Consider the following 18,078-nt stretch of genomic DNA (forward strand, 5'->3'; position numbering starts at 1 on the left):
GTGGGTGCTGCTGAGCCGGGTGCGCCGCAGCTCACGTCGACGGGGACCGGTCAGGACTACTCCTCCCAGTGCGCCGCGACCTTCCGGCTCGGCTGCACGCGCGGCGGCTCGCCCGGCATCTTGGGGTGGTCCGGCGGGTAGGGCATCTCGCCCAGGCCGGACTCGTCGTAGAGCGCGAGCAGCGGCTCGATCGACCCGGGGGCGTCGTCGATGCCCGCCCACGGATCGCCGTCGGCCAGCCGGTCGGGCACGGTGTGCAGGTTCCAGACCCTCGGGTCGGTGGTGGTGGCCAGCTCGTCCCAGGTCATCGGGGTGGACACCGGAGCACCGGGCAGCGGGCGCAGCGAGTAGGCCGAGGCGATCGTGCGGTCCCGGCAGTTCTGGTTGTAGTCGACGAAGATCCGCTCCCCGCGCTCCTCCTTCCACCAGGCGGTGGTGACCTGCTCGTCGCGGCGCTCCAGCTCGCGACCGAAGCCGATGGCGGCGTGCCGGACGTCGACGAAGTCCCACTCCGGGCGGATCCGGACGTAGACGTGCACGCCCCGGTTGCCCGACGTCTTGGGCCACCCGACCAGGCCGAGCTCGTCGAGGAGCTCGCGGGCGACCCCCGCGACCCGCGCCGCGTCGGTGAAGGTCGTGCCCGGCTGCGGGTCGAGGTCGATCCGCAGCTCGTCGGGGTGGTCGACGTCGTCGCGGCGCACCGGCCACGGGTGGAAGGTCAGCGTGCCCATGTGCGCGCACCACACAGGCACGGCGATCTCGGTCGGGCAGATCTCCTCGGCCGTGCGTCCCGACGGGAAGGTCACCGTCGTGGTCTCGAGGTAGTCGGGCGCCCCCCGGGGCACCCGCTTCTGGTAGAACGCGTCGGCCTTGCTGTCCTGCGGGCCGGTCGCCAGCCTCATGCCCGGGCGTACGCCCGAGGGCCAGCGCTCCAGCGCGGTCGGCCGCCCGCGCAGCGCGCGCATCAGCCCGTCGTCGACCGAGGCGACGTACTGCGCCACCTCCAGCTTGGTCACCTCGGGGGTGCTGTCGGTCGCCTCGTAGACCACCCGGTCCGGGCTGGAGACCCGCACCGTGCGCCCGCCTGCCTCGACCTCGGCCGCCGCCACCTTCGCCATGGCCCGACCCTAGGACCTGTCTAGGCTCTGGCGCGTGGACCAGCACCTCGACCTGCCGACCGACCTGACCGCGGAGCGCTTCGGCCCCGACGACCTCACCGACGACGCCGGGGCGCTGCTGCCCCGCGTCCGGGGCTTCGGCGAGGCGGTGGGTCGCGCGTTCCTGGAGGGCCGGGGCAGCGACGAGCGGCACCGGCGCTGGGTGGAGCACCTCGTCGCCGACCGGGCGGTGCTGCGCGGCGTCTGGGAGGCCGACCCCGCCCTGGGTCCGGGCACCGCCACGGCGGCGATCCCGGTCGCGACCTTCACGTCCTTCGACAAGACCCTCGCCGTCGGTGACGGCCGTGTCCTGGACCTGCACATGATCACCGACGTCACCGTCTCGCCGGCCCACCGTCGGCGCGGCCTGACCCGGCGGCTGATGACCGCAGACCTCGCCGACGCTGCCGCCCGGGGGCTCCCGCTGGCCGCGCTCACGGTGTCCGAGGGGTCGATCTACGGCCGGTTCGGGTTCGGGTGCGCCACCACGCTGCACCAGGTCGACGTCGACACCGGGCCCCGGTTCGCGCTGCGCGCCGACGTCGCGTCCGGCCTGGGCGACGACCCGGGCCGGTTCGCGGTGGTCGAGCCGCTCGACGCCTGGCCCGCGGTGCAGCAGGTCTTCGCCGCCCACCACGCCGCCACCCGGGGCTCGGTGGAGCGGCCCCAGTTCTACGAGCCGATGCTGAGCGGCGCCTTCCACCACGGCGAGAACGGCCCGGACCGGACGCTCCGTGCCGTCGTGCACCTCGACGCGACCGGGGCGCCGGACGGGTACGCGCTCTACCGGCCGCTGGGCAAGGTCGACGGCGTGCACGCGCTCGAGGTGACCGACCTGATCGCCCCCGAGCCGACGGTGCGGCTGCGGCTGTGGCGCTTCCTGGCCGAGATGGACCTGGTCCGCCTCCTCCGCTTCCCGCGGATGCGCGTCGACGACGCCCTGGCCTGGGCCCTGGTCGAGCCGCGCGCGGTCCGCACCGCCGGCTCCTCGGACATGCTCTGGGTCCGGGTCCTCGACGTCGTCGCGGCCCTCGAGGCCCGTCCCTGGTACGCCGACGGCGACGTCGTCCTGGAGGTCGAGGACCCCCTGGACCACGCCTCCGGTCGGTGGCGGCTCGCGGTCGAGGACGGCGTCGCGCGGGTCACCCGCACCGACGACCCGGCCGGGGTGCGGATGACGGCCGACACCCTCGGCGCGCTCTACCTCGGCGGGGTGGAGGTCGCCACGCTGCACGCCGCCGGCCGGCTCCCGGGCGTGGCGGAGGCCGTACGGTGCCTCGCCGCGCTGGCCGACGGCGGCCCGGCGCCGTACTGCTCGACGGGCTTCTGACCCCGCCCGTCGTATCCTGGAGCCATGGCATACGACGTGGAGAAGACCGACGAGCAGTGGCGCGCGGAGCTGTCGCCGGAGGAGTACCAGGTGCTGCGCAAGGCCGGCACCGAGCGCGCGTTCGTCGGGGAGTACACCGACATCGAGACGACCGGCGTCTACCGCTGCAAGGCGTGCCAGGCGAAGCTCTTCGAGAGCGACACCAAGTTCCACTCCGGGTGCGGGTGGCCGTCGTTCTACCAGCCGGTGAGCGACACCATCGAGTACCTCGACGACAGCAGCGCCGGGATGAAGCGCACCGAGGTCCGCTGCGCGAGCTGCGGCTCGCACCTCGGTCACGTGTTCCCCGACGGGTACGGCACGCCCACCGGCGACCGCTACTGCATCAACTCGATCGCGCTCACGCTGGAGCCCGCCGACCAGCAGTGACCGGTCCGCCGGCTGCCCGCGGTCAGGGCAGCCGGTCGACCAGGTCGGCCACCGGCACCAGCGACCCCGTGTAGAACGGGACCTCCTCGCGCACGTGGCGCCGGGCGCCGGAGGCCCGCAGGTCGCGCATCAGGTCGACGATGCGGAACAGCTGGTCGGCCTCGAAGGCCAGCATCCACTCGTAGTCGCCGAGCGCGAACGAGGCCACGGTGTTGGCGCGGACGTCGGGGTAGGGCCGCGCCATCTGGCCGTGCTCGCGCAGCAGGTCGCGGCGCTCCTCGTCGGGCAGCAGGTACCACTCGTAGGAGCGCACGAACGGGTACACGCAGACGTGCGCCTTCGGCTCCTCGTCACCCATGAACGCCGGGACGTGGCTCTTGTTGAACTCGGCCGGGCGGTGCAGCGCCATCTGCGACCAGACCGGGGCGAGCCGCCGGCCGAAGGAGGTGCGGCGCAAGCGGTGGTAGGCCGCCTGGAGGTCCTCGCTCTCGGCGGCGTGCCACCAGACCATCACGTCGGCGTCGGCGCGCAGGCCGCTGACGTCGTAGACGCCGCGCACGACCACGTCGGCCTCGGCCAGGTCGGCGAAGAGCTTCTCGACCTCGGCGCCCTCGGCGGCACGGTCGGCGTCCTCACCGAGCACCGTGTCGAGGCGGAAGACCGACCACATGGTGTAGCGGACGCTGGCGTTGATCTCCCTGAGCCGTGCCGCGTTGGTCTGCTCGGTCTGCTCGGCCTGCTCGGTGTCGCTCATGCCCCCATTGTGCCGCGCACCGGGGCAGGACCCACACGGGCCGCGGCCGCGTGGGCCGAACCCACCACCGCAGGGATGCCGACGCCGTCGTACGTCGCGCCGCACACCGCCAGCCCGGGGACCTGCTCGACCGCGGCGCGCACCCGCGCCACCCGCTCGCGGTGGCCCACGGCGTACTGCGGGAAGCCCCCTCCCCAGCGCTGGACGTGGGTGTCGACGGGCTGAGCCGTGACCCCGGTGGCCGCGGCCAGGTCGGCCAGCGACGCCGCGACCAGCTCGGCGTCGTCGGACTGCAGGGTGCGCTCCTCGCCGGCGCGGCCGAGCGAGGTGCGCAGCAGCAGCAGTCCGTCCGCGGCACCGGCCTCGCGCACCCAGTCCCACTTGGCGAAGGAGAACGTCGCGGCCTTGATCCGACGTCCCTCGACCGGCGGGACCAGGAACCCGGAGCCGAGGCCGCCGAGCAGGCCGGCGTCGACGACCCGCAGCGCCAGGGTGACCACGGCGACCGAGGCGGTCTCGACGGCGGCGAGCTCGGCCGCGGCTGCGGGGGCGACGTCGGCGAGCAGCCGGCCGGTGGGGGCGGCCGGGGTCGCCAGGACGACCCGGTCGGCGTGCAGCTCCTCGGGGTCGGCGGCCGATCCGGTGACCAGCGCGAACCCGCCGGTCGTGCGGCGCAGGCCGCGGACGGTCGTGCCGAGCCGGACCTCGACGCCGTCGGCGCGCAGGCCGGCCAGCAGCGCCTCGGGGAGCCGGCCCATGCCGCCGGCCAGGCCGGCGAAGACCGGCAGGTCGTAGGTGGTCGGGATCGCCGCGGCCTGCTCCAGCACCGAGCCGCGGGCGGCGTGGGCGAGCAGCTGCGGCACGGCCGCACGGGCCGAGATCCGCCGCGCCTGCCCCGCGTAGACACCGCCGAGCAGCGGCTCGACGAGACGGTCGGTCACCTCGGGGCCGAAGCGCTCGTCGACCAGGTCGCCCACCGACACGTCCTCGTCGTAGGTGCTCGGGCCGAGCGTCGGCTCCCGCCGCACCCGGGCCAGCCCCTCCTCGGAGAGCACGCCGGAGGCCGCCAGCTGGTCGAGGTCGAGCGGGACCCCCATCAGGCTCCGCGGCAGCGGGCGGAGCTCGCCGCGGGTCCAGATCCGGGAGGCCGCGACGGCGGGGTGGGTCACCTCGAGGCCCACGCCGCGCGCCAGGTCGACGCCCTCCGGTCGGCGGTTGAGCATCGCCTCGGCCCCCACGTCGACGGTGACCCCGGCGACCTCGGTGCGGCGCACGGTCCCGCCGGCGTACGCCCGCTGGTCGAGCACCAGGACGTCCCAGCCGGCGGCGCGGAGGTCGCGGGCGGCGGTGAGGCCGGCCATCCCGGCGCCGACCACGACGACGCGGGGCCCGGGGCTGGTCTGCACGTCACGAGCGTGCCACAGCGCCCCGCCCCCGGGTCGGTCACCCGACCGACGCTCCTGTCAGGCGTCGGCCGGGTGCCCGACCCGGGGGCGGGGTGCGGGGGGCGGGGTGCGTCAGCCGGTGACGGCCATCGAGCCGAAGCCGCTGCGGTGGAAGACCAGCGGGGAGCCGGAGTCGTCGTACGCCGCGTGCTCGACGACGTGCAGGCGCAGCAGCACGATCGTGTGGTCCCCGGCGACGACCTCACGGTGCAGCGAGCACTCGAAGCGAGCCAGCGCGTCACCCACGGTCACCGCACCCTCCTCCCCCACGACCACCGGCACTCCGCTGAAGCGGTCGGCCACCGGCCCCGCCAGCTGGCGGCAGGTCCGGTCGTGGTGGTCGGCGAGCACGCTGACCCCGAGGCGACCCGCGCGGCGCAGGTCGGGCCAGGTCTTGGAGGTGTTGGCGATCGAGAACGAGACCAGCGGCGGCTCCAGGCTCACCGACGTGAACGAGCTCGCCGCGAGCCCGACGTACCGGCCGTCGACCTCCGCGGCGACGGCGACGACGCCGCTGGGGAAGATCCCGAAGGCCTCGCGCAGCCGGGTGGGGTCGAGGTCCTGGTTGGTGGGCAGCCCGGTCAGCGGACGGGGCGTGGCGGGAGGGGTCGGTCGGGTGCTCATGCGGGGACTCCTGAGGAGGCGAGGGGAAGGAGGCGGGTGACGACCGGGCGGGCCGCGGCGAGCCAGTCGTCGTAGGCCGCGGGGTCGTCGTGCTCCTGCTCGTGGACGAACAGCCCGGGGACCGGGACGGTCGCGCCGATCTCGGTGAGCAGCGGACGCAGGGTCAGCTCGGCCGCGAGCGCGTGGTGGGTGCCGGCGCCGACCATGACTGCGACCGCGACACCGCCGAGACCGGTGCCGGCCTGCGGGGCGAAGCGGTCGAGGAAGACCTTCAGCAGCCCGGAGTAGGTCGCCTTGTAGGTCGGCGAGGCGACGACGACGAGGTCGGCCGCCGCGACCCGGGCGACCAGACGGGTCACCTCGGGGTCGGACCAGTCGAGCACGCCCGGCCCCACGGTGGCGAGGTCGACGACCAGGTCCGGCTCGCTGCCGGTCAGCTCCCGGGCCACGTGCAGGCCGGCGTGCAGCGTGCGCGAGCCCGGGCGGGGGTTGCCGCAGACGACCGCGGTCACGAGGCGGCCGCCGTACGACCGGCCGCCTGGAACGGCACCGCCTGCCGCTGCCGGGCGCGCGGGGCCGGGTGCGACCACAGCCCCCGCTCGGCCAGGATCGGCAGCACGCCCTCGCCGAACCAGTAGGCGCCCTCGAGGTGGGGGTAGGCCGAGAGGACGAACTCGTCGATGCCGACCGCGTGGTACTCCTCGATCCGGTCGGCGACCTCCTCGTGGCTGCCGACCAGCGCCGTGCCGGCGCCGCCGCGCACCAGGCCGACGCCGGCCCAGACGTTGGGGTAGACCTCGAGGCCGTCCTTGGAGCCGGCGTTGAGGTCGAGCATCCGGCGCTGTCCCTCGGACTCGCTGGCCCGCAGCCCGGCCTGGACCGTCGCGATCTGCTCGGGCGAGATCTCGGCGAGCAGGCGGTCGGCCTCGGCCCAGGCCTCGGCGGAGGTGTCGCGGGTGATCGTGTGCATCCGGATCCCGAACCGGATCTGGTCCTCGCGCCCGTGCTCGGCCGCCTTGGCGCGCACCCGGGCGATCTTCTCGGCGACGGCCTCGGGCGGCTCGCCCCAGGTGAGGTAGACGTCGACGTGCTTGGCGGCCACCTCGAGCGCGGCCGGGGACGACCCGCCGAAGTAGAGCGCCGGCACCGGGTCGGGCACGTGGTCGAGGCGGGCGGCCTCGACGCTGAGGTGCTCGCCGGTGAAGTCGACGGTCTCCCCGGCCCACAGCCGCCGCACGATGGTCAGGAACTCGTCGCAGCGGGCGTACCGGGCGTCCTTGTCGAGGAAGTCGCCGAACATCCGCTGCTCGTGGCTCTCACCGCCGGTGACGACGTTGAGCAGCAGCCGCTGGCCCGACATGTTCTGGAACGTGCCCGCCATCTGCGCGGCGAGGTACGGCGCCACCAGGCCGGGCCGGAAGGCGACCAGGAACTTGAGCCGCTCGGAGACCTGGCTCAGCATCGCGGTGGACAGCCAGGCGTCCTCGCACCAGGCGCCGGCCGGCGTGAGCGCGCCGGTGAAGCCCATCTCCTCGGCGGCGCGGGCGACCTGGCCGAGGTAGGGCACGTCGGCGGGCCGTCCGGCGGCGCCGGCGCTGACGCCGTGGCCGCCGCCGACGACGTGGCGGCCGTCCCCGCCGTTGGTGGGCAGGAACCAGTGGAAGGTGAGCGGGCTGTCCGGGGTGGCCGGGGTGGCAGGCATGTGGGGTCCTCTCTCAGAGCTGGCCGTGGCGCGGGGGCAGGGTGCCGTCGACGGCCCAGCGACCGAGGTGCTGGACCTTCCACGCGGCCGGGTCGTGCAGGGTGTGGGTGCGCGCGTTGCGCCAGTGCCGGTCGAGGTCGAGCGCGGCGAGCGCGGAGCGTGTCCCGCACACCTCGAACAGGCGGGTGGAGACGTCCAGCGCGGCCTCCGTGGTGGCGGCGCGGGCGGCCGCGGTGGCCAGGCTGGCCTCGCCGGCGGTGCGTGCGGTCAGGTGGGTGTCCGCGCTGTCGACCGCCCGGGCGGCGACGTCCAGCAGCGCCTCCGCCCCGCGTACCTGCAGCTCCATCTGGCCGAAGGCCGCGACCACCGTGGGGTCCTCGGCGTGCCGGTCGACGCCGGCGTCGGCGTGCGGCCGGCTGCGGGTCCGGACGAAGTCGGCCGCCTCGGTGAGCGCGGCGCGAGCGATCCCGGCGTCGATGGCGGCGTGCAGGACCTGGGCGAAGGAGCCGTAGGTCGAGGGCCCCTCGAAGGTGAGGTGCCACGGGGTGATCATGTCGTCGGCGACGTCGACGTCGTCGAGCCGCACGGTGCCGCTGGCGGTGGTGCGCTGGCCCATCCCGTCCCAGTCGTCGACCACGCGCAGGCCGCGGGCGCCGTGGCGGACCCAGGCGACGCAGAGCGGGCCGTCCTGCCCGAGGTGGGCCAGGACCGGGATCCAGTCGGCGAGCAGGGCGCCGGTGCTGTAGCCCTTGACGCCGTCCAGGCGGTAGCCGTCGCGGGGGTGGTCGGGGTCCCGGGGTGTCAGGGTCGTGCGGTAGTCGCGAGCGTGCGCCGAGCCGGTCTCCGACTGCGCGTTGCCGAAGCGGCGCCCGGCCAGCACCTCGCCGAAGAGCCGGGTCCGCTGGGCGGTCGTGCCCTGATGGCGCAGGGCGTTGACGTAGACGAAGTGGCTGTGCGGGATCTGGGCCACGTTGGGGTCGCCGGTGGCCAGCAGGCGCACCACCTCGGTCAGCGTCGCGGTCGAGCACTGCGCCCCGCCGTACGCGGCCGGGACCGTGAGGGCGAGCAGGCCGGCCCGCGCGACCGTGTCGAGCTCGGCGGCCGGGATGACCCGCTCGCGGTCCCGCTCGGCCGAGCCCGCGGCCAGCTCGGCGGCGACGGTGGTCGCCGCGGCGACCGCGGCCTGGTGGTCGAGGACGGGGACGCGCACCGGGGTCGCGGGTTCGGCGGTCCGGGCGGTCATCGGACCCGCTCGGCGGGCTCGGCGGCCTCGGCCGGCTCGGCGGCCTCGAGCTCGCGCACGATCGGCAGCACGTGCTGCCCGAAGTACTGCACGTCCTCGTGGAAGTGCAGGAAGCCGAGCAGCATCATGTCGGCGCCGCGGCGCTTGTACTCGAGGATGCGGTGGGCGACCTGCTCGGGCGTGCCGACCAGGCCGGTGCGGAACCCGTCGTTGTACTGCACCAGGTCGGTGAAGTCCGAGTCCTGCCACATGCCCTTCTTGTCCCCCGTGGCCTGGCCGGCTTGCTTGACCGCGGCCCCGAAGCCCTCGACGGCCTCGACGTCGGCCTTGGCGATGATCTCCTCGAGCACCGCGTGCGCCTCCGACTCGCTGTCCCGGGCGACCATGAAGCCGTTGACGCCGAAGCGGACGGTGCGATGGTGCACGGTGGCCACGTCGCTGACGTCGCGCACCTGCGCCTCGATCCCCTCCGGGGTGTTGCCGTTGCAGAAGTACCAGTCGGTGACGCGCCCGCCCATCCCCCGCGCGTCGGAGGAGTTGCCCCCCATGAAGATCTCGGGGTGCGGGCGGCCCGGGACGTCGTACGGCTTCGGCTTGAGGTCGAAGTCGTGCAGCCGGTAGAAGTCGCCGGCGAGCTCGGCGTGCTCGGAAGTCCAGATCTCGCGCAGGTAGCGGATGAACTCCTCCGAGCGGCGGTAGCGCTCGCCGTGCTCGAGCCACGGCTCGCCGAGCTTGGTGAACTCGTCCTTGAACCAGCCGCTCACCACGTTGACGGCCATCCGGCCGCCGGTCATCTGGTCGGCGCTGGCCACCAGCTTGGCCAGCACGCCCGGCTGCCACAGGCCCGGGTGCACCGCGGCGATCACCTTCAGCCGCTCGGTGGCCAGCGCCAGCGCGAGGCTGATGCTGGTCGACTCGTGCTGGTAGGCCGCGCCGTAGGAGGCCATGTAGCGCACCTGCGACAGGGCGTACTCGAAACCGTTCGCCTCGGCCAGGCGCGCGAGCTCGACGTTGTAGTCGTAGCCCCAGTCCGTGCGCTGCTCGATGGTGCTGACCACGAGGCCCCCACTGACGTTGGGCACCCAGTAGGCGAACTTCAACGGCTCCGTACGGCTCATCGGACCTCCATAAGCAGACAATCTTGACTGACTCGGTCGAGTTTGGCAGACGGGCGGGGCGCGGACGAACCGGGCGCGCCCGGAATCGCCGAGGGGGTGTCGGGCGCCACCGATCACCTCGACGCGCCGCAAGCGTCACCTCGACGCGCCGCGAGCGTCATCTCGGCGCGGGGGCCTCGTCGCGCTCGGTGGTCCCGATGGCCCAGGCGTACGGCGGGGGCGTGCCGTTGACGAGGTGCGCACCCACCACGCGGGCCTTGAGCACGCGCGGGTTGTGGGAGGAGACCGTGCGAGCGTTGCGCCAGTGCCGGTCGAGCGCGAGGTCGCGTGAGGTGGCCGAGGCGCCGAGGGCGTCGAAGAGGCGGGTGGTGGCCTGGAGGACCAGCTCGGTCACGCTGACCTGCGCAGCGGAGGCCTCGACCTCGGCGAGCTCGTTGGCCGCCCGGGCGCGCAGCGTCGCGTCGGGCCCGCCGGCGAGGTCGGCGACCTCCTGCAGCGCGGTGGCCACCCGGATCGTGACGGCCTCGGCGGTGTAGACGTCGGCGGCGACCTGGCCGACCACGGCCAGCACCTGCGGGTCGTCGCGGACGCGCGCGGCGTTGGCGTGCGAGTAGTTGCGCTCGCGGCGACGGACCTCCTCGACCGCGTCCCGCAGGGCCGCACGGCCGATGCCGACCAAGGTGGCGAGCAGGTTCAGCTGGTAGAGCGCGGTCTGGTACGGGAAGCGGTCGGTGAAGGTCAGCACGTGGGTCGCCTCGACCCGGACGTCGTCGAAGGTCGTCGTGCCGCTCCCGGTCCCCCGCTGGCCGAAGCCGTCCCAGTCGTCGAGGACCGTCACCCCCGGTGCATGGGCGTCGACCACGGCGATGGCGAAGTCCTCGCTGCCGTCGGGGTGCAGCCGACGCACGTAGACATCGATCCAGTCCGCGAAGATGGTGCCGGTCGTGTAGTACTTGCTGCCGTCCAGGCGCCAGCCGGAGCCGTCACGGCCGTCGGGACGCAGCACCGTCTGCTGGGTCGAGATCCCCGTGCCACCGACCTCCGACCAGGCGTTGCCCGCGATCTCGCCGCGGGCGAAGCGCGCGAACCAGGCGGTCTGGTCCTCGCCCTGCCGGTGGTGCCACCAGCGGTCCTCGACCAGCGCGAAGTGGCCGCGCAGCGCCTGCGGCAGGTGCGCGTCGGCGGCAGCGAGGTCGATCCAGAGCTGGGTCACCTCCGGCAGCCGCGCGCCTCCCCCGCCATGGCTCGACGGGACACGGAGCGCGGTGAAGCCGGCGTCCTGGAGGCGGCGCACCGCCTCGCGCGGCAGCTCGCCGTCGAGCTCGCGGCGTCGGGCCCCGGCGGCGATCTCGCCCAGCAGGGGCGCCAGCTCGAGGCGCAGCCGGTCGACGAGGGGGGTCCGCAGGGTCGGTCGGTCCAGGCCGGGGACGTGGGTCACGCGACACTCCTTGGTCGTGATGGGATTAACTCGATCGAGTTAGTAGTCTTTGCGGCGCGACCGGCCCGGGCAACCACCCGGGCGTCGGTGTCGTCGCCCACCCCGCCCGGCCGGACCGGTCACGCCCCTGCCGCACCACCCGAGGAGCACCATGCGCATCGAGCAGCTCGAGTACCTCTCCGCCGTCACCCAGCACGGGTCGCTGCGACGCGCGAGCGAGCGGCTGCACGTCTCTCAGCCCGCGCTGAGCGAGGCCGTCAGCAAGCTCGAGCGCGAGCTCGGTGTCGACCTGCTCGACCGGCACCGCTCCGGCGCCCGGATCTCGCGGCGGGGACGCACCCTGCTGACCCACATGGACGAGGTCCTCGCCGCCGTCGGCCGGCTGCGCGCTGCGGCCGGCGAGGAACGGACGACCACGCGACCCGTCCGACTGGGCACGGTCACCGCCGCCACCTCGGCCCTGCTGGCCCCCGCGCTGTCCAGGCTGGGCACCGCGACGCCGCGCACGGTGGTCGAGATGGTCACGCTCACCTCCGACCAGGTCGCCGAGGGCGTGCGCGATGGCTCGCTCGACCTCGGGCTGGTCAACCTCCTCGACGGCGACGACGCGCCGGCCGACCTCGAGGGACGCGTGCTCGTCGAGGGCCGCCCGGTCGTGGTGCTGCCGGCCGACCACCCGCTGGCCGCCCGCCCCGAGATCGAGGTGGACGCGCTGCGCGCGGAGGCGTTCGTGATGATGCGGCACGGCTACCTGATGCACCGGGTCGCGCACCGGCTCTTCGGCGGCACGCCGCCGCTGGTCTGCCACAGCACCGACGGCGCCGAGCTGGCCAAGACCCTGGTGGCCGACGGGGTCGGGCTGACGCTGCTGCCCGACTACAGCGTGGAGTCCGACCCGCTGCTGCGCGCCGGGGCCCTGGTCGTCCGCCCGGTGGCCGGCGACCGGACCCGCCTGGGCCTCACGCTGCTGAACCGGCCGGGCGCCCGCGCGGCCGCCCCCGCACGCGAGCTGGCCACCGCCCTGGAGGACGGCGCGCGGGCCCGGGAGGCGCGAGGAGGGTTGTCCGTGGCAGGCTCGGGCGGGTGAGCGACACTCCCCGCCTGGCCGTCCTGATCGATGCCGACAACACCAGCCACCGTCACGCGGTCGCGCTGCTGGAGGAGGTGGCGCGCTACGGGATCCCCACGGTCAAGCGGGCCTACGGCGACTGGACCACGCCCCGGCTCAACGGCTGGAAGGACGAGCTGAACCGCAACGCCATCTCGCCGGTCCAGCAGTTCGCCTACACGACCGGCAAGAACTCCACCGACTCCGCGCTGATCATCGACGCGATGGACCTGCTCTACACCGGCAACCTCGACGCGTTCGCGATCGTCTCCAGCGACAGCGACTTCACCCGCCTGGTGACCCGCCTGCGCGAGTCCGGCCGCACGGTCTACGGCCTGGGCCGGCGTCGTACGCCCCAGTCGCTGGTCGCCGCCTGCGACAAGTTCATCTACCTCGAGGTCCTCGGCCACGACGAGGAGGGCGCCGCCGGCGCCGAGCCCGACGAGGCCGACACCCCCGGGGAGGACGTGCCGGCCCTGCCCGAGGTCGGCCCCCTGCTGGCCTCCGCGGTGGACGCCACCTCCAACGACGACGGCTGGGCCCACCTCGGCGCGGTGGGCTCGTTCCTGACCACCCGCCACGCGTCCTTCGACTCGCGCAACTACGGCTTCTCCAAGCTGATCGCCCTGGTCCGGGCCCAGCCCGGCCTGGAGGTCGAGCAGTCGACCGGGTCCGCGCCGATGGTCCGCGTCCGCGCCGAGGACGCCCCCGCACGTACCGCCCCGGCCCGCAAGCGCTCCGGCGCACGCAAGACCGCGGCGCCCGAGCCGGCCGCCGAGGTGGCGGTCGCGGCGGACGAGCCGGCCGAGGTCGCCGAGGCCCCGGCCGCACCGGTCAAGAAGACGCGCAGCCGCCGGGCCGCCAAGCCCGTGAAGACCGCGGAGCCCGCACCGGACGAGACGCCCGCCGAGCCGCCGGAGCCGGCCGCGACCGCGCCGAAGGTGACGACGCGGACCCGCGGCGCCCGGGCGGTCCCGCCCAGCAGCTGACGCGGGTCTCCGCGACGGTCAGTCCAGCGGGTAGGCGTGCACGTGGTCGGTGAGCCGGGCCAGCTGGTCCGGGTCGGTGGCCGGCAGCACGCCGTGGCCGAGGTTGAAGACGTGGCCGGGGGCCTTGCGGCCGGCCGCGATGATCTCGTCGGCGCGAGCGGTCATCAGCTCGGTCGGCGCGAAGACGAGGGTCGGGTCCAGGTTGCCCTGGACCGCGCGGCCGCCCGCGCGCAGGATGCCGTCGGCCAGCGGGGTGCGCCAGTCGACCCCCACCACGTCGGCGCCGGCGTCGCCCATCAGCCCGAGCAGGTTCGTGGTCCCGACCCCGAAGTGGATCCGCGGGACGTCGGTCACCGAGGCCAGCACCCGCTGCGACCACGGCATCACGTGCTCGCGGTAGTCGGTCGGGGTCAGCGACCCGGCCCAGGAGTCGAAGAGCTGCACGGCGCTGGCGCCGGCGGCGATCTGCACCTGCAGGTAGGCCGCGGAGATCTGGGCGATCTTGTCCATCAGCGCCGCCCACACCTCGGGCTGGGAGAACATCAGCGACTTGGTCAGCGCCTGCTCCTTCGACGGCCCGCCCTCGACGAGGTACGAGGCGACGGTGAAGGGCGCACCGGCGAAGCCGATCAGCGGGGTGGCGCCGAGCTCCCCGGTCAGGGTCCGGACCGACTCGGTGACGAAGTCGACGTGCTCGGGCGTGAGGTCCGGGATCGCCGCGACGTCCTCGAGGGTGCGGACGGGCCTGGCCACCACCGGGCCGACCCCCGGCACGATGTCGAGGTCGACCCCGACCGCCTTGAGCGGCAGCACGATGTCGGAGAAGAAGATGGCGGCGTCGACGCCGTAGCGGCGCACCGGCTGCAGGGTGATCTCGACGACGGTCTCCGGTCGCATGCAGGCGTCGAGCATGGCGATGCCCTCACGCAGCTTGCGGTACTCCGGCAGCGAGCGGCCGGCCTGGCGCATGAACCACACCGGGGTGTGCGGGACCGGCTCGCCGCGCACGGCGGCGAGGAACGCGCTGTCGGCCAGTCCGGGGTGGGGAACGGGGGAGGTCATGGCTCCAGCGTGACAGGCCGCTCGGCGTGTTCGCACATCTGTTCGGCGCCCGACCTCCTACTGTGGCGACCATGGTGGTCCGACCGGAGACGCACCCGGGCACGGGGACGGTGCCGCGCGTCTTCGCCGACGCCGTGGCGGCGATGCGTGGCGCCCGGCTGCGTCCCGAGGTGCTCGTGGAGGAGATGCCCGCACCGCAGCGCATCGCGCCGTACGCCTCGGCGCTGACCGGCGACGTCGACGTGGACGACGAGGAGGTCGGCACGGGCCGGATCATCCTGCTCCACGACCCCGACGGCAACGCCGCCTGGGAGGGCGAGTTCCGCTGCGTGGCCTACGTCCGCGCCGACCTCGACCCCGAGCTGATCACCGACCCCGTCCTGGCCGACGTGGTGTGGAGCTGGCTGACCGACGCGCTGGACGACCACGGCGCCGAGCACGTCGCGCCGTCGGGCACCGTGACCCGGGTGGCCTCGGAGAGCTACGGCGGGATGGCCGACGAGCCGGGCACCGCCCAGGTGGAGATCCGGGCGTCCTGGACCCCCGTCGACCCCGCGCGGGTCGGTGACCACGTCGAGGCGTGGGGCCAGCTGCTCTGCACCGCCGCCGGCCTCGAGCCCGTCCCCGAGGGCGTCACCGCGATGCCCAGCCGGCGCGGCCAGCGCGGGCACGGCGCCTGATGCCCACCGACGCGCCCGAGACCCCCGACGCCGCTCCCGACGCCGCCGCCGTCGAGGAGCCGGTCGAGCCCGCCGAGCCGGTCGAGCTGCTGACGCTGCGCGACGGCCTGCCCGACATCACCGACACCGAGGCCGGGCTGGCCGAGGTCTGCGCCCGCGTGGCCGCCGGCACCGGACCGGTCGCGCTCGACGCCGAGCGCGCGTCGGGCTACCGCTACTCCAACCGTGCCTACCTCATCCAGCTGCGCCGCGAGGGCTCGGGCTCGGCCCTCGTCGACCCGATCGCGTTCGCCTCCATGGCGCCGCTGGCCGAGGCGATCGGCGACGCGGAGTGGATCCTGCACGCCGCCACCCAGGACCTCCCCTGCCTGGCCGACATCGGGCTGCGCCCCACGTCGCTGTTCGACACCGAGCTCGCCGGTCGGCTCCTGGGCTACCCGCGCGTCGGGCTCGCGACCCTGGTCGAGACGCTGCTGGGCTACCGGTTGAAGAAGGAGCACTCGGCCGTCGACTGGTCCACCCGTCCCCTGCCGCGGCCCTGGCTGGAGTACGCCGCCCTCGACGTCGAGGTCCTGCTCGAGCTGCGCGAGGTGCTGCTCGCCGAGCTCGTCGACCAGGGCAAGGACGGCTGGGCCCGCCAGGAGTTCGACCACCTGCTGGGCTTCGAGCCGACCGTGCGCCAGGAGGCCTGGCGCCGCACCGGCGGCCTGCACCGGGTCCGCGGTCGACGCAACCTGGCGGCCGTGCGCGAGCTGTGGGAGACCCGCGACGAGCTCGCCGAGCGCCGTGACGTGACACCGGGCCGGATCGTCCCGGACGCCGCGATCATCGCCGCCGCCACCGCCCAGCCCACCGACCGCGACGCCCTGATGAGCACGCCCGGCTTCCACGGTCGCGGCGCCGACAGGTACGCCGCCCGGTGGGTGGAGGCCCTGGAGCGCGCCGCCGCGCTGTCCGAGGACGAGCTGCCGGCCCGCAACCAGCGCACCGACGGTCCGCCGACCGCCCGCGCCTGGGCCGAGCGCGACCCGGTGGCGGCCGCCCGGCTGCGCCTGGCGCGCGAGGAGCTGGCGACGCTGTCGACCGAGCAGCGCGTGCCGGCCGAGAACCTGCTGACCCCCGACTTCCTCCGCCGCACGCTGTGGACCCCGCCGGAGACCCGTGAGCCCGGCGAGCTGCTGGACCAGGTCGTCGCGCAGCTGGCGGCGTACGGCGCCCGCAGCTGGCAGGCCGCCCTGGTCGGCCCGGTGCTGGTGCGCGCGATCCTGCAGGCCGACGTCGAGGCTGCTGCGGAGCCCGACGGGCCCGAGCTGCTGCCGGCACCGCCGGACCAGGACGCCTGAGCCGCTACTGCTCGAGGCCCTCGGGCGCCTCGCCCTCCGAGGGCAGCTCCGAGGGCAGCTCGCTGGCCGGCGGGTAGTCGGGGTCCAGCACGCTGCGCGAGACGGTGTCGATCAGCGTGGTCCGCTCCTCGAGGTCGTCGAGGATCGGGACGGTGAACAGGTCCCGCACGGCCGGCCGTACGGCCTGGGAGAGCGGGCTGTCCGGGCTGAGGAGGTCGTTGACCACGAGGTCGCGGACGCTGGTGTTGAAGATGTTGGCGTTGCGCGGCATCTGCAGCGGCTGCAGGAACTCGTCGGTCAGGGCCACCCCGAGGTTGGCCGGCACGAGGTAGCCCTCGGCGGCGACCTCGGCCACCGCCTCGTCGTCGATCAGGGAGACGAGCACGTCGGCGGTGCGGGCGAGGTTCTCGTTGTCCGAGGAGATGCAGAGCCCGGTCATGTCGCCGACCGAGACCTGGTCGTCGATCAGCGGCATCGGCATCACGTCGAAGTCGAGGCCGTCGACGTCACGCAGCTCCGGGGTCAGCGCCCGGGTGCCGGTGATCATCCCGAGGCGGCCGCGCTCGAACCACTCCAGGGCGCCGGCCTGGCGCAGCTGCCGCCCGGTCAGGGTGACCTGGGTGTCGCGCAGCAGCGCGAGGGTCTGGGTGAGGGCCTCCCGCGCGTCGTCGTCCTCCAGCGCCAGCGACGTGGGCTCGTCCTCGTCGTCGAAGAGCTGCCCGGCCCCGGAGTAGACGAACGGCGCCAGGCCGCGCAGGGTCGGCTCGACGTGGACCCCCCGGGTGCCCAGGCGCGGGCGGGTCGCCTCGTCGGCGGCGGCGGCGAACATCTCGAGGTTCCAGCCACGCAGGTCGGTCGGCGGCACCGGCAGCCCGCGCTCGCGCATCGAATCGAAGTCGATGAGGTCGGTGTTGTAGTAGACGACCGTGGGCGAGATGCCGTACGGCATGCACTGCAGGTCGTCGTCGACGGAGAAGGAGAGCAGCGCGTCGCGCGAGTAGCCGTCGCCGTAGTCGACCCCGCGCTCGTCGAGCAGCTCCAGCAGCGGGGTGTTCCAGCCCTCGGTGACGATCTGGTCCAGGTCCTGGCGCGAGGCGAGGTAGGCGTCCGGGGCACGCGGGGTGCCGAGGTCCTTCAGCAGCGCGTCGCGGTTGGGGTAGGTGCGCAGGGTCACCGTCGTGGCGGTGGCCGACGCGTTGTACGACTCCACGACCCGCTCGAAGGAGGCGGTCTCGGCGTCCGGGCCGAAGACCCCGAAGGTCAGCTCGACGTCGTCGGAGGGCGGGGCCGAGGCCGTCGGGCTGGCGCTGGCGTCCGCGCCGGGGGTGTCCGGGCCCGGGTCGGGCGCCGGGTCGGCCTGGCACGCGGTGGTGGCGAGGACCGCGGCGACGGCGAGCGCGGCGACGGCGGTCCGGGGGCGACGGCCGTGGCGGTGCACGCTCATCACACTCCTGCTGGTCGTCGGGCTCCCGGGCGCGGTCATGCTACCCACCGCGGACCAGCGCGCCGGACCGGCGGGAACCGGAGGTCTCGGCCAGGTCTCAGGAAGGTCACGGAACAGTCACGGCCCCCTGACGGGGCCGGGGGTGGAGGAGCACACCGGGCTGGGAGCGCCTCACGGCGCGTGGCCGCTCGAAGCGGCTTTAGTTGGGACCC

The 18,078-nt window shown here is 74.5% G+C and carries 17 protein-coding genes; 6 read left to right on the top strand and 11 right to left on the bottom strand.

Annotated elements, in window-relative coordinates; all coding sequences use genetic code 11:
• Window positions 1-56: 56 nt before the first annotated feature.
• Window positions 57-1,118 (bottom strand): DNA polymerase domain-containing protein, encoded by a 1,062-nt coding sequence (locus GV155_RS15255; protein WP_160009314.1) that lies wholly within the window; start codon window positions 1,116-1,118, stop codon window positions 57-59.
• Window positions 1,119-1,152: 34 nt separating this feature from the next.
• Between GV155_RS15255 and GV155_RS15260 the strand changes: the two genes are divergently transcribed.
• Window positions 1,153-2,487: a GNAT family N-acetyltransferase gene (locus tag GV155_RS15260; RefSeq protein ID WP_160009316.1), complete on the top strand. Its 1,335-nt coding sequence runs from the start codon at window positions 1,153-1,155 to the stop codon at window positions 2,485-2,487.
• A gap of 24 nt (window positions 2,488-2,511) precedes the next feature.
• Window positions 2,512-2,916, top strand: a complete 405-nt coding sequence (msrB, locus tag GV155_RS15265) for a peptide-methionine (R)-S-oxide reductase MsrB (protein ID WP_160009318.1) — start codon at window positions 2,512-2,514, stop codon at window positions 2,914-2,916.
• Window positions 2,917-2,938: 22 nt separating this feature from the next.
• Here the strand turns inward: msrB and hemQ are convergent, their stop codons facing one another.
• The 8 genes from hemQ to GV155_RS15305 form a co-directional block, all read right to left on the bottom strand.
• Entirely contained in the window at window positions 2,939-3,670 is a 732-nt protein-coding gene (hemQ, locus tag GV155_RS15270) for a hydrogen peroxide-dependent heme synthase (RefSeq protein ID WP_160009320.1), read from the bottom strand.
• The gene (hemG, locus tag GV155_RS15275; RefSeq protein WP_268892606.1) at window positions 3,667-5,076 is read right to left on the bottom strand and encodes a protoporphyrinogen oxidase; all 1,410 of its coding nucleotides are present in this window, start codon (window positions 5,074-5,076) and stop codon (window positions 3,667-3,669) included. Before hemG ends, hemQ begins: the two co-directional genes overlap by 4 nt.
• Before the next feature lie 111 nt (window positions 5,077-5,187).
• Complete coding sequence (locus GV155_RS15280) at window positions 5,188-5,739, bottom strand: flavin reductase family protein (protein ID WP_201300189.1); 552 nt, start codon at window positions 5,737-5,739, stop codon at window positions 5,188-5,190.
• Window positions 5,736-6,251, bottom strand: coding sequence for an NADPH-dependent FMN reductase (locus tag GV155_RS15285; protein ID WP_201300190.1), 516 nt, complete (start codon window positions 6,249-6,251; stop codon window positions 5,736-5,738). Before GV155_RS15285 ends, GV155_RS15280 begins: the two co-directional genes overlap by 4 nt.
• Window positions 6,248-7,441, bottom strand: coding sequence for an LLM class flavin-dependent oxidoreductase (locus GV155_RS15290; RefSeq protein WP_160009324.1), 1,194 nt, complete (start codon window positions 7,439-7,441; stop codon window positions 6,248-6,250). Before GV155_RS15290 ends, GV155_RS15285 begins: the two co-directional genes overlap by 4 nt.
• A gap of 13 nt (window positions 7,442-7,454) precedes the next feature.
• A complete protein-coding gene (locus GV155_RS15295) occupies window positions 7,455-8,684 on the bottom strand; it encodes an SfnB family sulfur acquisition oxidoreductase (RefSeq protein WP_160009326.1) in 1,230 nt (409 codons plus the stop codon).
• Complete coding sequence (gene sfnG / locus GV155_RS15300; RefSeq protein ID WP_160009328.1) at window positions 8,681-9,802, bottom strand: dimethylsulfone monooxygenase SfnG; 1,122 nt, start codon at window positions 9,800-9,802, stop codon at window positions 8,681-8,683. Before sfnG ends, GV155_RS15295 begins: the two co-directional genes overlap by 4 nt.
• A 157-nt stretch (window positions 9,803-9,959) precedes the next feature.
• Window positions 9,960-11,240, bottom strand: coding sequence for an acyl-CoA dehydrogenase family protein (locus GV155_RS15305; RefSeq protein WP_160009330.1), 1,281 nt, complete (start codon window positions 11,238-11,240; stop codon window positions 9,960-9,962).
• A 151-nt stretch (window positions 11,241-11,391) separates the two neighbouring features.
• On the opposite strand from GV155_RS15305, the gene GV155_RS15310 reads away from it, so the two are divergent.
• Together GV155_RS15310 and GV155_RS15315 are read left to right on the top strand one after the other, a co-directional pair.
• Window positions 11,392-12,327, top strand: a complete 936-nt coding sequence (locus GV155_RS15310; protein WP_160009332.1) for a LysR family transcriptional regulator — start codon at window positions 11,392-11,394, stop codon at window positions 12,325-12,327.
• Window positions 12,324-13,337 (top strand): NYN domain-containing protein, encoded by a 1,014-nt coding sequence (locus GV155_RS15315; RefSeq protein ID WP_160009334.1) that lies wholly within the window; start codon window positions 12,324-12,326, stop codon window positions 13,335-13,337. Before GV155_RS15310 ends, GV155_RS15315 begins: the two co-directional genes overlap by 4 nt.
• Before the next feature lie 18 nt (window positions 13,338-13,355).
• On the opposite strand, the gene hemE is transcribed toward GV155_RS15315, so the two are convergent.
• Window positions 13,356-14,399, bottom strand: a complete 1,044-nt coding sequence (gene hemE / locus GV155_RS15320; protein ID WP_160009336.1) for a uroporphyrinogen decarboxylase — start codon at window positions 14,397-14,399, stop codon at window positions 13,356-13,358.
• Window positions 14,400-14,470: 71 nt separating this feature from the next.
• Between hemE and GV155_RS15325 the strand changes: the two genes are divergently transcribed.
• Window positions 14,471-15,079 carry a DUF3000 domain-containing protein gene (locus GV155_RS15325; RefSeq protein ID WP_160009338.1) on the top strand — a complete coding sequence of 203 codons (609 nt, stop codon included), beginning with the start codon at window positions 14,471-14,473 and terminating at the stop codon, window positions 15,077-15,079.
• The gene (locus GV155_RS15330; protein WP_160009340.1) at window positions 15,079-16,422 is read left to right on the top strand and encodes an HRDC domain-containing protein; all 1,344 of its coding nucleotides are present in this window, start codon (window positions 15,079-15,081) and stop codon (window positions 16,420-16,422) included. Before GV155_RS15325 ends, GV155_RS15330 begins: the two co-directional genes overlap by 1 nt.
• Before the next feature lie 4 nt (window positions 16,423-16,426).
• On the opposite strand, the gene GV155_RS15335 is transcribed toward GV155_RS15330, so the two are convergent.
• On the bottom strand, window positions 16,427-17,866 hold the full coding sequence (locus tag GV155_RS15335) for an ABC transporter substrate-binding protein (RefSeq protein ID WP_160009342.1): 1,440 nt from the start codon (window positions 17,864-17,866) through the stop codon (window positions 16,427-16,429).
• Window positions 17,867-18,078: the final 212 nt, after the last annotated feature.

Origin of the sequence: Nocardioides sp. AX2bis (assembly GCF_902506435.1) — a bacterium.
GTDB lineage: Bacteria > Actinomycetota > Actinomycetes > Propionibacteriales > Nocardioidaceae > Nocardioides.